General features: G+C 40.8%; 15 protein-coding genes. 7 read left to right on the top strand and 8 right to left on the bottom strand.

What is annotated here, in order from left to right:
• The first annotated feature begins 1,073 nt into the window (after window positions 1-1,073).
• Together FB479_RS19150 and FB479_RS19145 are read left to right on the top strand one after the other, a co-directional pair.
• Window positions 1,074-1,727, top strand: coding sequence for a lysozyme inhibitor LprI family protein (locus FB479_RS19150; protein WP_142066366.1), 654 nt, complete (start codon window positions 1,074-1,076; stop codon window positions 1,725-1,727).
• Between the two features lie 460 nt (window positions 1,728-2,187).
• Window positions 2,188-2,676 carry a hypothetical protein gene (locus FB479_RS19145; protein WP_142066365.1) on the top strand — a complete coding sequence of 163 codons (489 nt, stop codon included), beginning with the start codon at window positions 2,188-2,190 and terminating at the stop codon, window positions 2,674-2,676.
• A gap of 317 nt (window positions 2,677-2,993) precedes the next feature.
• On the opposite strand, the gene FB479_RS19140 is transcribed toward FB479_RS19145, so the two are convergent.
• The 4 genes from FB479_RS19140 to FB479_RS19125 all read right to left on the bottom strand — a co-directional run bounded on the left by FB479_RS19140 (window position 2,994) and on the right by FB479_RS19125 (window position 7,589).
• Window positions 2,994-3,371 carry an SMI1/KNR4 family protein gene (locus FB479_RS19140; protein ID WP_255438469.1) on the bottom strand — a complete coding sequence of 126 codons (378 nt, stop codon included), beginning with the start codon at window positions 3,369-3,371 and terminating at the stop codon, window positions 2,994-2,996.
• 564 nt (window positions 3,372-3,935) lie between these two features.
• Window positions 3,936-5,471 carry a thiol-activated cytolysin family protein gene (locus FB479_RS19135; protein ID WP_142066364.1) on the bottom strand — a complete coding sequence of 512 codons (1,536 nt, stop codon included), beginning with the start codon at window positions 5,469-5,471 and terminating at the stop codon, window positions 3,936-3,938.
• A gap of 521 nt (window positions 5,472-5,992) precedes the next feature.
• Window positions 5,993-6,442 carry a DUF1259 domain-containing protein gene (locus FB479_RS19130; RefSeq protein WP_255438468.1) on the bottom strand — a complete coding sequence of 150 codons (450 nt, stop codon included), beginning with the start codon at window positions 6,440-6,442 and terminating at the stop codon, window positions 5,993-5,995.
• Window positions 6,443-7,055: 613 nt separating this feature from the next.
• Window positions 7,056-7,589, bottom strand: coding sequence for an NAD(P)H-dependent oxidoreductase (locus FB479_RS19125; RefSeq protein WP_142066362.1), 534 nt, complete (start codon window positions 7,587-7,589; stop codon window positions 7,056-7,058).
• A gap of 210 nt (window positions 7,590-7,799) precedes the next feature.
• Here FB479_RS19125 and FB479_RS19120 point away from each other — a divergent pair, with 210 nt between their 5' ends.
• On the top strand, window positions 7,800-8,180 hold the full coding sequence (locus tag FB479_RS19120; RefSeq protein WP_142066361.1) for a winged helix-turn-helix transcriptional regulator: 381 nt from the start codon (window positions 7,800-7,802) through the stop codon (window positions 8,178-8,180).
• Window positions 8,181-8,282: 102 nt separating this feature from the next.
• On the opposite strand, the gene FB479_RS19115 is transcribed toward FB479_RS19120, so the two are convergent.
• The 3 genes from FB479_RS19115 to FB479_RS19105 form a co-directional block, all read right to left on the bottom strand.
• Window positions 8,283-8,726 (bottom strand): cell wall hydrolase, encoded by a 444-nt coding sequence (locus FB479_RS19115; RefSeq protein ID WP_142066360.1) that lies wholly within the window; start codon window positions 8,724-8,726, stop codon window positions 8,283-8,285.
• Window positions 8,727-8,887: 161 nt separating this feature from the next.
• Window positions 8,888-9,511: an acetate uptake transporter gene (locus FB479_RS19110; RefSeq protein WP_142066359.1), complete on the bottom strand. Its 624-nt coding sequence runs from the start codon at window positions 9,509-9,511 to the stop codon at window positions 8,888-8,890.
• Between the two features lie 236 nt (window positions 9,512-9,747).
• Window positions 9,748-10,833, bottom strand: coding sequence for a glycosyltransferase family 28 protein (locus FB479_RS19105; RefSeq protein WP_142066358.1), 1,086 nt, complete (start codon window positions 10,831-10,833; stop codon window positions 9,748-9,750).
• Between the two features lie 325 nt (window positions 10,834-11,158).
• On the opposite strand from FB479_RS19105, the gene FB479_RS19100 reads away from it, so the two are divergent.
• The gene (locus tag FB479_RS19100; protein WP_106652320.1) at window positions 11,159-11,953 is read left to right on the top strand and encodes a glycosyltransferase family 8 protein; all 795 of its coding nucleotides are present in this window, start codon (window positions 11,159-11,161) and stop codon (window positions 11,951-11,953) included.
• 230 nt (window positions 11,954-12,183) lie between these two features.
• A complete protein-coding gene (locus tag FB479_RS19095) occupies window positions 12,184-13,401 on the top strand; it encodes a macrolide family glycosyltransferase (RefSeq protein WP_142066357.1) in 1,218 nt (405 codons plus the stop codon).
• A gap of 51 nt (window positions 13,402-13,452) precedes the next feature.
• Here the strand turns inward: FB479_RS19095 and FB479_RS19090 are convergent, their stop codons facing one another.
• Window positions 13,453-14,766: a hypothetical protein gene (locus FB479_RS19090; protein ID WP_142066356.1), complete on the bottom strand. Its 1,314-nt coding sequence runs from the start codon at window positions 14,764-14,766 to the stop codon at window positions 13,453-13,455.
• A gap of 188 nt (window positions 14,767-14,954) precedes the next feature.
• On the opposite strand from FB479_RS19090, the gene FB479_RS19085 reads away from it, so the two are divergent.
• Together FB479_RS19085 and FB479_RS19080 are read left to right on the top strand one after the other, a co-directional pair.
• Complete coding sequence (locus tag FB479_RS19085; RefSeq protein ID WP_142066355.1) at window positions 14,955-15,389, top strand: HEAT repeat domain-containing protein; 435 nt, start codon at window positions 14,955-14,957, stop codon at window positions 15,387-15,389.
• Window positions 15,390-15,517: 128 nt separating this feature from the next.
• Window positions 15,518-16,018 (top strand): SMI1/KNR4 family protein, encoded by a 501-nt coding sequence (locus tag FB479_RS19080; RefSeq protein ID WP_106652324.1) that lies wholly within the window; start codon window positions 15,518-15,520, stop codon window positions 16,016-16,018.
• Window positions 16,019-16,197: the final 179 nt, after the last annotated feature.

The raw sequence follows: 16,197 nt of genomic DNA, 5'->3' as shown, positions 1-16,197 counted from the left end.
TCGGATAATCCCGGACATTAATAAACGAAATCCAAAGGGGAAAGTGATGAACAGGCTTCTCTTGCATATATTTATGACGGTGTTCTTAGTTGCTGTGCCTCTAACTATTCAAGCAAATGAGGTACAAAACATTCCAAACCATTCTCAAGTAGTTTCCTATGGCACTGACCCAGGGTGGTAAATAAGATGCTTTGTTCTTGTGTAACAAAAGTACTTTAACAACTACTGCCAAGGTGCTTTTATTCATCTTCTCGGCACAAATATCCACAATACCTACTGAGACGAAAAGGATGCATCTGTCGAGAGCTAATCTAGGATATTACTTAGCGAATACTGCCACATCGGAAGCTTGTCTATTTTACGCAAACCACACATGTAGAGTGTACAGTGTTACTTAAATTAAAAGGGGCTTCCGATTAAGCCCCTTGCAATAGTTCGGTCATTTCCTGAGGGTGAGCAATATTGTAATGAATCTTGATAGAGCCATCTTGATGGACTTCTATCTTTTCAATTACCTGATGGAGCAATTGTTTTAGAACTTGTTCATCATCAATGTCAAGCTGTGCAAACAACGCAATTTTCTTTTGAAAGGCACGGAATTGTTCTTCCGTGTCTTTTTGCGTTTCGAGAATGGTTTCTAATTCCGCTTTGCGTTTGGCAAGGACATGTTGTTCTTCCTGATTGCGTTGATTTTGGGCATTAAACTGCTCAAGGGTAAGAGCCTGATTTGAGAAGAGGGTTATTAGTCCCTAAATATTCTTATTCAGCTTGTTCAACTCTTTTATTAGTGCGGATTGTTTTAGACCGACATTCCCTTTTACAGCATCGAATAGCCTGTCCAATCTGACGTTACTGCCAATCAAAGGTTCACTTTACCGTGAACCCTCGTTTGCTCCGTACCAAATTATTTAAGAATCTGTTGTACGCACAAGGTCCTTTCTTAAAGTTACGGGCAGGATAGTTCAAAAGTTTTCAAGAATACCCTACATGTGGGATTATTTACGAAGTTCGTGAATAAGACGTTATGCGCCATTACCGGTAAATAGTAAAGATAATATTTAAGGAGATAATATATGAAAGGCAAGATACTCTTATTATTTTTTATTACGATAATGTTTTCATCTTGTCAAAATATTAGTCAATCGACTACTTTGAACAGCGAAACTAAATCAAAAATGAATTCTGAACTGCCTCCTGATGTAGTGAGTACAGGTAATGGAACAGAATCGAAAGAAATAACTGAAGGTCGATCAGATCCTTCTAACAATGAAGTGTTATCCATGAACATTGGGAACTATGATTTGACTGGAGAATTTTATGATGAAATGCTTCGAAATCCTATCGATCATGATTATGAAGTGGAATTTAATGAATTTCAAAATTCCAAAGAGATTATTACAACATTGGGATGGGGGGCTTTGGAAAGCAAATATACAGAGATTTGGGATAAAGAGTTGAATCAAATATATAAAAAGCTTCTTTCTAAGTTGGATAGAGAACCAAGAGAAGCACTAATTGAATCGCAGAAAGAATGGTTACAGTATCACTTAAGGGAAACAAAATTTGTAGAGAAGACATTTATTAATAATGGTTACCTTGGATCACAAGGATCGGTAAGCCTAGGCACGGTTATACGGGAGAGAATTAGGGAAAGAACAATGCAATTATTTGAATATCGATATTTGCTAGATGGTGAAGTTGAGTTTTTATACCAAAGTAAAAAATAGAGTTGGAATCTTGATCAAAGGTTTTCAGGTGATGCTTAGAAGACAGTAACGGGCATAAACTGTATTCACGCTGCGGGGTTACCACCCCTTGGTTGTCAGATGTATAATCTAGGAAGAATCTCAGACAACAAACGGCCCAGCCTAAGATAAGAGCTATCTAGGGCTGGGCGTTTTCTTGAATACAAGAACGTTGGATTGAAATTTCCGCAATTCCTAGCTAATTCAACATGTAATCTTGTGATGAAAAGTTAAATTGTACAACGTACACAAAATATTCCGCACATAAGCGGGAGGTTATCCATTAAGTATAACGATTATATTGTTGCGGCATCCTACTTGGCACTACGATTTTGGGGTGTAAAGTAACAGAAAAGTAACATTAATCTGAACGAAGCCTTACTCTTCTAATAGTTTAAGGTTGTGTTCAGATTTTCCATTACAAAGATACTAGGGGGATAATATGAAAAATTTAATTATTGAGGAAGGATACTCAATAGATGTAATTAAGCTTGGAATGACTAAAGAAGATGTCGAGAGATATGTTCAGTTGAGTAAAAATGATTCTATTGAAGGGCATTTTTATGAAGATGTTCAATGCGAATATGATGCAGATGGAAAAGTGTCCCACATTCATATCTCTAATTTATTGAAAGACTATTACTATTGTTTGTTTAGAGGGATTGATGTGTTTAATACGAAAGCAAGCAAGCTCGTAGAAATACTAGATAAGATTTCACAGTTCGATAGAAATGAAGATGCTTCTTTAGGCTACTCATATACATTTCCGCAATTGGGATTGTCCCTTTGGAGAGGAAACGTACTTAATGATGAGGATTTAGAAGCAGATTGGTTTAAAGAACTTAAACCAAGTATACAAGAGGATGAGATGAAGAATTTGTATTTTGAAACTGTAAGTATTTATTCGATTTCTAATTCTCCAAAAGAGTGAACTTGCTAACTGGCAACCATTACTCCCGTTTGTATTACTATCTTTGTGTAGGTCGCCCTATTCAGAAGGCAGGGGCTTATTAGTATAGTTCATTGTCGCTCTTGAATCTAGATGGGAGTTTATGTGAAAGTAGGGGGCAGATTCAATCTGTTTAGAGTAAGCTTGAATGAGTGCTTCCACATCTTCCTTACAACTAGACAACTAGACAACTAGAGAAGTCCCTGAAACGTTGATGTATCAAGAGTTTCGATATTAAAAATGGGGTGTCTCTCAGTCGAAAAAATCGACTTTTGAAACAGCCCCTTCTTTATTTCCACTTACCAAGTCCAAAACTCTGTTCCTTGTGCAATTATTAATCTTTCTAACCAAGTTTCAAAAGTCATATTTAAGTAATAACCTTCTGAGGTTGAAACATCATCATGATTAAAACACACTAAATAGTTGTTCTGATCGGACGCAACTCGATTAGAGTCAATAAAAATGTAATCGCCATTGTTGATCGAGATAGGATACCAATGTTTAGGCATATAATCTAGGTGACTATTCTTAATTTCGTCCAGACTTAGTAACTCATATCCTCCACCATATCTTACACTTTCGAACAGCCATGCTCCATTGTGGATTAGGAGAAAATTCTTATAGTCAGTTGGTAAGTGCCAATGAGTGCTCCTTAAAAACTCCTCAATTTCTTCCACATTAGCAGGAGGGTTAAATGTAAACTGGGCTGTATCAACTTTTCCATTCCTATTTTGCACTAATAATCGATTACTATTATCGAGTCTTTTTTAACCCTTCCAATACCAATTCAGATAAATTGTTCTTCAAGGAGAATCACCTACTTTTCTTTAATAGTTATAATAGCACTGTGGGTAATTTTGGTAAATATGGAGGGTTCCCGAGAGGAAAAAGGAAATGGCTTTGATGGTATTATTGTTGTCTATGACTTTGCATGTCAATTGGCTACCTACAGACGTGACTAACAATAATACGGCACATATATTACATATATTTAAAGTAAAGCAGAACGTTGCTGACCCCGGACATTAATTAGGTGCCATATTCCTATAGAAAAGTGACCACTCCTTTTGTACCTTGATTAAAATAATCAGGGTGTTTTTTATTTTGATCTTGTGTGAGTCCTATTAAGGCAAGCACTGTGAAGAGCATCCGGTAACCGCTGTTCATTTGAATGAGGAATAAGAAAAAGAAAAACGGCTGAAAGCCTCTATAAAAAGGGTTTCAGCCGTTTCTTTTCACAACTACTTAAACGTAATACCACCTGTTGGGTTTAATGTCGTTCCTCCAATTTCCACTTTAATTTCACTAGATAATGGAACATTGTATTCATCAATAACGGTTCTCCACCACTCCCAAGCAAGGCCGGTACATTCTTTCGCAAAAATCCTTATATTTTTTGCATTAGGTGGCAGAGGAATGACTGTAGTGAAAGGAGCGGTTCTGTCTTGGTTGCTTCCTTCCCACGTTTTATGTGTGAGGACTTCTTCACCGTTTTCATCATAGGAAACTTCATCCCAGGATACATCAAATTGAGCAACATACCAGCCATAATGACCGAGCGATATTTTCCCTTTCGAATATTCTGTAGCGGTAGTTTCAATATAATCTGTATTGTTATGAACGGCAGCAATGGCATTATCTTTTAAGAAAACACTTGTATAGGAAATGGGATACGCTGGGTTCTTTAGGCTAAATTCCGCATTATCTTTAATGATATTCCGGATTTCACTAAAATCTTTTGTAACGACCTTGTTATGCTCTTGTGAATCTCCGCCTAATACTACAGCTGTAAAGGAACTGTCTTCAAAAATATCCTTGTACTCGGCATTCGTTTCGACATTGGCAGTGTTCTGAAGCAAGGCTTTAAATGCTGCTTTTACGTCTTTGCTCTTAGAGGTTGTTTCTAATTTCACATAAATGGTTCTACCATAAGCTACATTGGATACCATAACAGGTGGGGATTGATCACTGACCCCTTTACGTTTTAAATCCTTAAAAGTAACACGATCATCAAAAAGATCGGATGGATCGTTAGGCAGTTCCGCACTTACCGTATAAAAGATTTGCTTATATGCTGCCACCATCACTTTTTTCTCTCCACTAGCAATCGCATGAAAGTCAATTCCTAATGTAGAATCAAGATACTTCGCGTTAACATTCAGAGCACTTCCAATTTGAGATTTGCTATAAACCATTGATTCTGCATACTGCAATCGCGCAGGTAAAGTATGTGTTTCTGAATACTGATCGCTCCATTTAGATACAAGCTCATCTACTGCTCCAGACACATTCCCGTATGTTGGATTATCCACTGTAATTGAATTTTCATTTTTCAAACCAGGTAAGTCAATACTAATCGTCAAAGGTTTTCTTGGTACCAGTAACAAACTAGGCTTATTTTCTGCGAAAGCTTGATTGGCAAGTTGTAATGCTCCTGGGTAAGTGCGACTAGCCATAGAATCAATAATGGATATATCTACGGGAGAAGTGGAAAGTGACTTTTTTTTGCGTTCTACGACGATAAACTTACCATTTGGATTGATTCCTTCTTTTGGAACAAAACTATCTATCTCATCACCACTTACTGCTAAAATATCGTCATTATCATAGTCTAAGTTTGCTATACCGGTATTAATGTCATCGGCGTTGCTTGTTTCACTGACGAAACTAGAATCAGCTGTTTCGGCAAAAGAGATAACTGGATAATTTACAGTAGCGAAAATAACAGAGAAACTAGCGATTACTTTTAAAATCCTAGTATGATTACGAAGCCTCATAAGATATTCCCCTTTGAGATGTGAGCATAACGTCAATCATTATACTCCCATTAAATATATTTTTTGGAATACTAACTATATCGGTAGTTCCCGAAATAATCTTTAGATTGACCAGAAAAGGATATGGTGGGGCATATCTTACAGCTTGTTCATACTGTAAAGATATATTTAATATTCTGCTTCGCATTCATATTGTTTATTAACAAACTAGTTACTTTGATAATCAAAAAGAATAATGCCCTACCAGATAAATGATAGGGCAGAAAGCTGACTTATATTGAAAAGTCTTACTTCGAAATTTTTGATAATGGTACAGGTTTGAACGGAGTGATTGCTGAGATTGCTGCTTTGAAAAAAAGACTGTGTTTAGAGTGTGATTCATCATGATGGTGTACTGATCAGAAGAGAGAATTGTGCCTTTTACATGAACTCCATTTTTTATAACGCAACCGATGCGAATTGCATTTCTTCAACCAAGGTCATATTGGATTCTCTGGGCAGCACCAACCGTCATCGCTTTCTTATCTTTTTTTTCTACGAACAACGGGGCGTACAATCCTTTTCGTTAACACACCCTGAGCATCGCGTACAGCTCTGGCGAAAACCAATGGTCTCTCAATCTTTTCATAGTGGATATACCACAGATTTGGATTGGTAAACAGCCAGTGGTTATGCAAAGCAGTAACCTTTATGCCATGACTTCGGAGACGCGAGATAAATGGGTTAATCTCACGTGTAAGGATAACTGTTTCTCCCAGACAAAGTGCAGTGCCATTCTCCCTAATGCTCTCAAAAGAGTGGAATTGGGGGATGGTCAACGCAGAGTTCGACCGTCTTCCTAGGATGGTAGCTCTAATATTGGTCCTTAGGGTCTGGGCAGTACAAACACCATTAACGACTGTCGCCTCTGCATTCAGAATTTCAGCAAATCTACGGCATAGTGGGCTAATTGCCAAGTTGCATACCTCCATATTCTCATGATCATGATTAACATATGAGGGATGAAAGCGAATGGTACAGGCATTCAGCGTGCGTAAAATACCTATTTTTAGAAGATTGGGTATGTCATGTAGTATTTCGAGAGTAAAGGTAAACAAATGGCTCATATGGTGTGGTTGGTTCACGAAAGCAATGATGAAAAGAGGCTGATGTAGCATCAGCCTCTAAGCAAAGATTTAGCAGACTTTCATTCTTCCTACCTATTAACTGACTTGTGGACAATTAGGGACGCCGATCAGTTTGAGCAGGTTATAAACTTCGCTCGAAATAGGGACAGTAACTTCGATCCCATTGAGCTTAACAACAGAAAAGAAACTTCCGTCAGATTCAAATACACAAACAACTAATGTTACCATTTATCCTCTTCCTTTCTCCATAAAGCAGGGAGATATTAGTTTTGTCCTCCCTGATAGTAAGTTATGGAGTTGGGAAGGTAAGTGACAGTGCTTGTATCACGTATTGGTAATTTTTGGGTATTTATCGTAAAAACAAATGTATGTAAAGATCGCGACAGTAGTCATCAGAGGAAGTGTGAACTATGTTTCTCTGAAAGATATGATGGGATAGCAACACGGAAGAGCTTGGTTATTGTTGATACGTAAAGATATAATCGATATACTCTTTTGCGCTGCGATTGATTTCCTCATCGCTCGCTTGAAATGAAGCTCCGAAGACAGCAAAATAGGGTAATGCCACAGCGCCCACATGTACTGTACTGGCTTTGAAAGGCGTAATCACTTCATCCAGGGTAAAAGAAACAGAGCCCTCTGGCGAATAATTTTCTTTTTTATCGCCGATGGACATGGCAAGTCCTACCTTTTTGCCTTTAAGCTTGTCACCAGTTGATCCATAAGCCCACCCGTAAGCAAAAACATCGTCAAACCACTTTTTCAATAAAGGCGGATAACTGTACCAATACAAGGGGAATTGCAAGATAACATGGTTGTATGCCTCTAATAGACGTTGCTCTTTAGGAACCTCGATGTTCCAGTCAGGGTACTCTTTGTAAATCTCATGAATGGCAATATCGTTTGGGTATTGCAGCAGCTCTTCTTTCCAGCGCTGGTTCACCCTTGAAGCCGCAATGTTCGGGTGTGCCAAAATCACCAATGTTTTCATTATAAAAACTCCCTTCTCAGTCCAACATCCCCAAAGTGCCTTGCCTCTTTTTTGAATATCATCATTATCTTGCAGGCATAAAAAAAAGAAAATACACACAATAAAGTAAGATGGTTACCTCAAGGTGTGTACTGGACTCCCAAAAATAAATATGCAACAATCAATTTTTATACTGATGTTACAAGATCAGCATGAACGAGGTGTTCATCTATGAAACAATATAATCTAGGCATAGAGGCGACACTTGAAATCATCGGCGGAAAGTGGAAAGCTCTGATCATATGCTTGTTAATGTCCGGTGGAAAGAGAACAAGCGAATTACAGCGCAATATTCACGGCATTTCGCAAAAGGTTCTGATCCAGCAGCTGCGCGAACTTGAGAAGGATGGACTTGTAAAAAGATATGTGTACCAGCAAATGCCGCCAAAAGTCGAATATAGTCTCACGGAATATGGAGTGACAGCGAATAAGATCGTTGATGTTATGTGTTCTTGGGGGAAAGAAAATATTAAAATAAGACAACAGCAAGGAGAAGATATCATCTTGCTGGAGGATAAGTCACCGGAGGACTTTGGAGATTTCGGAGCGTAACGTTGATTTGATCAGACTTACAAAAATACAAGGGGCTAATGTTCAAGCCCCTTGTCGTAACTCACCCATAGTGAAATGTCTGGGCTGTTTTCGTCCATGAAGTTAAAAAGTATTATATACATTTTCACATTCTTTCGCGGTCGGCTCATAAAAACAATGAAGCTTGTATCGTCCTACGTGCGGCTGATTATACCAGGTCGGTGGACAAGGCAGGGGATTTTGCGCCGTTCCCGGACGAAAATACCAGAGGGCGAATTTGCCCGGCCAATGCCGCTCCCCATTCACAACCCGTCGCGCCAGACGGCGTTCTTTCTCTCTAGCCCTTTGGTAGTATATACCATGAAGCAGAGCTTCAAACGCATGCGGCTGGTTGATCATTTGGGGAATTGTCCGTATTCCTTTAAAATCGGAGCAATTCGCTCTGATCCGGTTAATTCCAACGTTTCCCACAAGGAGCATACCCATTTCGCCTTCACCCACAGCTTCGGCACGAAGCAACCTTGCCAACATGTCGATATCATTCTTCCTGGCTTTTACGACTGCCATCGACTCACCTCTTTAGATTGTTCTAGGCACATCATATTGTAGATGAAGAGGATATGTTACGCTTCAAATCACTCAATAGAGCAAACACCAATCCGTGGATGTGGAAAGCGTTGCATAGAAAAAGCCGCCCCCTCGCAGAACGCGAAAGAGCGGCTACCAACCTAAGAACGAGCTTTAAAAATCCCAAACGGACGACCGACAGGAAGGAATACTTTGCCGAAGTGATTATTGAGCACCGCTGCCCCTGCACCGTAGAAGGAAAGAAGAGCGATTCCCATCTCAGCATAAGCAGCCATTGGTTTGAATACGCCAGAAGCAATGCCAAAAGCATCAAAAGTCAGTCCCACGAACAAGACGTCGATCAGTACGAAGATAAAGAACAATACTTTATGAGTCTCCATCGATCCAATCGTCATCAGAATGGAGAAGATGAGATAGCCAGCGAAGGCAAAGCCGAGCTGCGCGCCGTCAGCGTTAGCTGCGAGTGTCTCACCGAATACACCGAGCTTCACAAGCCAGCTGCTTGCCGTCGCGAACCAGAAGAACGCATACGCCCCAAAAGCGGTCGTCCCGAATGTGTTGTTGTGCTTCGCATCGAGGATAGATGCGTAGAGTTGGGCAAAAGCACCAAGGAAGATGGCCCAGGGAATCACGAGTCCGAGACCTTCTGTCAGTCCAAGCTTTTGCGAAGAAGCTACGAACGTAACGATAGCCAGTCCGAATAAACCGATCGCGCTAGGATCGGCTGTGACGATTTTGACGTTGGTATGTTGTTGACTATTCATGATGGTAGTAAAAGCCTCCAATGAGATCAGGATAAACCTGTAAAAGAATAGGCATTCTGCGGATAGCAGGACAGCACTGATATATTCTAATCGAAAATATACTCAACGTATAGATGGAAAATCATGTTTCAGGAATAGATCAACAAGTCATACCGAAACGCGAAAGTAAGAGGACTGTCTTAAGCAGAAATTGATCTTCTACCTAAGACAGTCCTCCTTGTTTGCTTGCTTCAATGTCATCCGTCCTTATTTCCAAAGGAGCTATACGGCGTCAAGCGCAGGAGATCTTCCTGTCTTTTTGGCAATTTCGATAGCGGGATTCGGTATGCCATTTCGATTATTTTGCTTGCGACCTCAGCGCCGTTGGTAGGGATAAGGCTAAATCTTTTTTGAATGACCTCTTTGTTTGCTAAAGCATACTCGATCTTTGGTACAATCTCTTCCGGTTCCTGGATCGATATCCTATCACTATTGGCTATTTCTCGCAGCATATCTATTTTTTGCTCGCGTTCCGCATCATCTGGCGGAAGGAAAAGCAATGGGGTTCCAGTGGAGATGCAATCTCCTAAAATGCCCATGCCCGGTTTGCTAATGACCAGACTGGCCGCCTTTACAAGATTTTTGCCATTCGGGATAAGAGGGGCTTTGATGATCCTTTCATCGAATTGGTAATCTTCATCTGCCAATTGTCCTGCCACAACAAATCGATAGCGGCCGGCAAGCGAGTTTATTTGATCATACCACTTCACGATCTGTTCATAACGGTTAGCGAGTCCGCCACCCATGTGAACCAGAATAAACGACTCGTTCTGCTGAAGGCCTAACATGCGTCGTACTTCTTCCGGTGACTGGCTGATTTCCCTGGTGATTAAAGGAATAGGGATATAGATGCAGTTCATTTGCGGTTGGGTCTGCTTAGGCGGTATAAGATTCATATGCAGAAAGATATCGGATTGATTGGCGATTTCTACAATGCGATTTTTGTATTCCTGCATCGGAGCTGAATCATTTTTTTCGATGATAAAGTCACTGTGATAGAGGGTCACGACCTTTGTGTTTCCACCGACTTTCCCCTCACTGCGAAATCGAGGCACATCGGAACGCCAATCATTTATTAATAGTGTGGTTTGTTTACCATCTTCAAATTTCTTGGATTTAAAGGCTTTCAATTGGACGTCATTGTGCAGGTTTTTCGATAAATAGCCATGTGTTTCCCGAAAGGCAAACACGTGAATGGGAAGATGGTGTTGCTGCAATTTTTCGGTTATGCTAATGCATCTACCGAGATGGCCCATACCTCTGCCAACCACAAAGGAGATCATATTTCATCACCCTTTTAAATAGGTACTTTCTTGTTCCCTGTCTGGAGCTTGGACAAGTTACCCCCATACCGCGACTGATGGGATAAGGTCATTGCCGAATTCGAGTCGTTCTCTCAGCTTATATATTTTATGGGGATGGATGGAACATGCTCTAGTCGTATAACGGTTTTCTTCACGATCACAGAAAAAAGCGGCATTAGCGGAAGTCTGCAGCTGTGATTTGTGCTCCCATCTAGAAATAATTGGGTATTTTCATCACACAAACCAGCGCTGTCCATGAATAGTGTGTATATATAGCTCAATAAGGATATGGGGTGGGAGAATAGTGGGCACGATTCATATTGTAACAGCCGTTAATGATGGTTTTGCTATACATCTCGCAGTCATGTTATATTCCCTTTTTGAAAATAAGGTTTCGAAAAACCCAGTCATCGTTCACGTTATTGACAGTCAAGTCTCAGGGAAAAATAAATCCATCTTAACGAAAACTGTGAAACGATTCCATGCTCAAATCAAATATGTAACTATTGATCCGACCCTATATGATGGATTCCTTGTTCGTGATCATCTTACGCAGGAAACCTATCATCGAATTTCTATTCCAGACCTGTTGGACAAAGAAGTGGAAAAAGTGATTTATTTGGACAGTGATATCGTGATTAAAAAGGACATCACTCCATTATGGAACACAAAAGTTGATGAATATTTCCTTGCAGCGGTGATGGATTCATGGCAAGGGGTAAACAAGTTAAGACATGCAGACCTAGCTATTCCGGATGACTGTGATTACTTTAATGCAGGAGTATTAGTCATGAATTTGAAAAAATGGAGAGAGCATAACATCACAAAAAAGATTATGGATTACATGAAAAAGAACCAAAGTATTATTCGTTATCCCAGTCAAGATCCGATGAATGCGATTCTTCATGATAATTGGCTTCAGCTTGACACAAAGTGGAATTATCAGTCCAAACATCTTTATAAAAGCAACCTGCGAATAGATCCGGCCATAATTCACTACACAGGGGAAGATAGTAAACCGTGGTTGAGTAAAAAGCACCCGCTTCGAGAGGAATATTTTAAATACCTCAAGAAAGTAAAGAAGTTAAACGACTTGTAGGTATTGGGCTTTTGGGGCTTCCTAATTAAATAATATGGATGGAAATCCCTTCACATGGAGAAATGATGGCTGGAGGGATTTTTGTGTTTTCTTCCAACATAATAAACATCTTCATATAAAATATTGAACAAATTATGAAATATTTGGATTTTGACCATTTTCACCACCCATCTAGCCTATAATGAGATGGAAACATTTTCTAATTAGGTATTCTTTTGGAGGTGGAGTGAGTGGCACGCGTACTGTATGTTACGATTCCAGCAGAAGGTCACGTCAATCCTACATTGGGATTGGTGAAGCAGCTAGTCGGCAACGGAGAAGAAGTCGTCTATATGTGCTCAGAAGAATATCGGGATAGGCTTGCCCAGACTGGGGCACAATTCCGCGCTTATCAATTGGATGAACAAGTCTTTCGCGACCTAGGCTTTAACCCAACAGAATTCAAACACCCTCTTCATTTCACTGATTTTATGCTCCGAGGCATTATTGAACCCCGCATTCCCGAGATTCTCCGGCAGATACAAAACGAATCATTTGATTACCTGATTTTTGACTCCTTGTTTGGGTGGGGAGGGGCGATTTTAGGGGAGAAGTTAGGAATCCCGACGATCTGCTCCGTAACCAACCTGGCATTTGCTGAACCACTCAGCAAGATTGTCGAAGTGTTTGATGCAAGCGATGCTGTAGATGTGGATGCACTTTATGAACGAGTGACGCAGACTGCACAGAGCATCGCTCGTGTATGCAACGTAGCCGTACCTGCCATTGAAGATATTACCCGCCAGTATGGGGACATGAAGATTGTCTTTACCAGTCGTGAATTCCAGCCAGATGCTGACAAGCTGGACGGTAGTTATATATTTACAGGACCTTCGATTACATCGCGTCCTGATGCTCCTTCTTTTCCGTTTGAAAAGCTCCGCTCGCCACACGATAAGGTCGTATACATTTCCATGGGCAGTATTTTGACCAAAGATGTGGAGCTTTACAAACTGTGCTTTGAGGCCTTTCAAGATATCCCGGCTCAATTTGTACTGTCTTGCGGAAAAGACACGGAGCTGGAGTCGCTGGGTGATAATATTCCGCCAAACTTCATTGTTGAGCCGTACGTTCCGCAACTGGAAGTGCTCCAGCAAGCCGATGCTTTTATTACACATGCGGGCATGAACAGTACGAGTGAGGCTCTCTATTTTCATGTGCCACTCGTCATGATTCCATTAAGCTCCGATCAGCCGATTGTGGCGAAGCGGGTGGAGGAGTTAGGAGCGGGTATTATGTTAGATAGAGGGCAGCTTACACCGACAGCTTTGAAGGATGCTTTGCTGAAAGTGTTGAACGAATCCACCTATAAAGAGCGTGCGATACAGGTAGGGGACTCCTTGCGTAATGCTGGCGGATACCAAGAAGCAGCAAGACGTATCATGTCTTTGTATTCCGTGCTGAATTAAAAATGAAAAGCTTCTTGCCTCATCATCATGAGCGGCAAGAAGCTTTTTTGACTATAGTTTCTTCCAAATGTTGAAGTTGGGCCATTCCTCTTGAAACACATCTTGGCCTTTCAGGTTGAGCAATGGACCAAACCACAGCTTGAAATCCTTGTTCTTGTCAAAATGCTCCGCTGGAACCAAAATGACCAGCATGCTCTCCACGCTTTCACCTGCTTTTAACTCATCCTTGACTGTAGGGGTCAATCCGATTGCGGCTTTTACACTGGCTTTGGAATCAGGCAAATCAAGCGCAACTTGCAAGCTGTTGACTTTAACCGTTTGAGCTGACCCATTATCGATACGATATTTTGCCGTTAGCGCGACAATCCCCTTATCACCGAATCCTTTAAAAGAATTGACATAAGCTGGCTCAATCGTCAGCTTTGCCCACTGGTACCCTTGCAGGGTAATTTTGATGTTGTCATACTGATCGCTCTTGTCTGGCTTGAAGGTAAAGAGTACTTGTTTTTTTGCTACTTTTTTGGTTGTGAGAAAATCTGCAAAAGGCGGTTCAGGGGGCTGAGGCTTCGAGGCGTTTCCATCCGCGAGCAAAAAGTCGCGACCACCGATGCGCAGCATTTTTAGACTTGGCTGTTCAGGGAGGAAAAATAGGAGCTTTTTCGTTTTGCCATCCTTATAGGTCAGAGTGATGGTATAGTTTGTAATTTGGTAGGTTCCAGATGCTTGGGACTCCGATCCGACGCTAGTAGAAGTGCCCGAATTATCTCCTGTACTGGAACCATCTTTGATGACGCCCACGAGGCTGCTGTCCACAAAGGTACCGTCTTTATTGAATACATAGGTGATTGAGCTTGCATAGCCAGTACCAAGAACGTTGGAGGAATAGCTGAAAGACTCGTACTTACCCTGAAGCTTCAACCCAGTAGAGGGGGCGTATTTGATAAATTTTCCACCATTGATCTCCAGTTCGTTTGCTGATTTGACTTTGAACGTATACGATTTTCCGTTACTGAGCGTGAGTTTGTTCCCTTTGATTTGATACGTCAGACATTTATCTTTACTGCAATTGAGTGCATCTATTCCGCCATCTGGGAAAGTGGTTGCAACCTGCTTATCGTTGATGAAGTAAAAATACTCCCAGCACAAGGTGGAGCATCCTCGTGTTCCACCTACATCCATCTCCCATTTTGCATAAAAGCCCTTTGGTGCGACTTTGGCTGCGGCTAAAACATTTGTGTTTGTGGATGCTTCAGATCCCTTGCCCTGTGCCCCTTCTACGGATGGCACAAAGAGCAACAGGATGGCAGAGAGCATCATTACGCTGATCACCCAAAGGGATATTTTCTTCTTCCTGACTGCTAACAATAGGCAACCCTCCCTTTTTCCTCTCAATGTATAGACGACAGGGGAACTGGCGAAATACCGTTCATTTTATTCATGAGGTGACGGGAACAGACCTAGTTGTTCGAGAAATTTATATGTGAGCAGGTGGTGTTATTCGTGTGGCGTAGTGTCATAATAGAAGGATGATAGTCAGAAGGAGATAGATTTGATTGAATAAACCTGTAATCAAAAACGAGCTTCCTCTAAACTTTGAGGAATTAAAGAAAGCTGCCAATCGAACATCGAATTGGAGAGAGCGCTTAGAGGCTGTTGAAGAATTAGGGCAGTGGAAGCATGAGCAAACGATTCAATTACTGACGCGAATGATGGAAAACGATACGGTGTATAAAGTGCAAGAGACTGCTTTTCAAAAACTGAAAGCATTTGGGGAAGGTGTTCGATTACCTGCTCAGAAAAAAGGCGACTTGATCAAAGGAGCAACGAAAGCCCTGGTAAGAATTAAGAAAAGCTTGCCAAAAGGTCATACGTTCGAGGAATTCAAAGAGAAACTGCAAAAAATGAGAAGCGATATCTATGATACGTACGAGGGAGAAAAAGGTGCTGATTTTGATCAGTGGCTGGAAAACACCTGGGAGTCGTTATAGAAAGAGCAGAAGAAATCGAATGAGTGGCAAAGGAAGGGGATCATGCCCCTTCTTTTTTTGTTTCAATGAAATGTAAGAATTTCCGATATTAGTAAAGTGGATCGAAATTATTAACAGGGAGCAATGGTATGACAATTCCAAAGCAGGTAACATTTGAATGCTGCACAGAAAAAATAGACATTCAAGATATCGAAGAAGTTGAATTTGCAATAGGAGTACGCTTTCCGAAAGATTTCGTAGAGTGTATGCTTGAGAATAATGCAGGAGCTCCAGTTCCATGCCGATTTGATTACGGACGAGTAGAAGGAAAAGTGTTTAATTCATTCTTTAGCCTTAGTAGAAAGGTGGGGAGTTACCGTATATTGCTAGCATATGAGCAAACAAAGGACTCTTTGCCTGATGGAGTGATTCCTATCGGATACGATGCAGGAGGTGGTTCTATCTGCTTTGATTATGTCAATGGGAAGCATGCTGAACCAATTGTTGTTTTTGCTGACCACGAATATTTGGTTTCGGAAAGAGACCTGGACGAGCAAGAACTAGAAGAAAAATCCCTAGAAGAATGGCAAAGAGAAGCCATCACCCCAATCGCTTCAACATTTACTGAATTTTTATCGAAGTTGTATTAATTAAAAATACGAATGACTAGTTAAAAGCCTCGCGGACATAAATCAACCGCGAGGCTTTTCCTTATACTATTTACTCCGACTGTATTTGAAGTTCCAACTAAAAGTGGTTTAATAACATTTCTTACATTCACGTGGATATTTCTATTTCAACAATGAAGCAAAAAAAGAAGTCCCACCAC

It is taken from the genome of Brevibacillus sp. AG162 (assembly GCF_006715575.1).
GTDB classification, from domain to species: Bacteria; Bacillota; Bacilli; order Brevibacillales; family Brevibacillaceae; genus Brevibacillus; species Brevibacillus brevis.
Note: the sequence above shows the minus strand (reverse complement) of the source record. Positions and strands in the feature narration are given on the sequence as shown.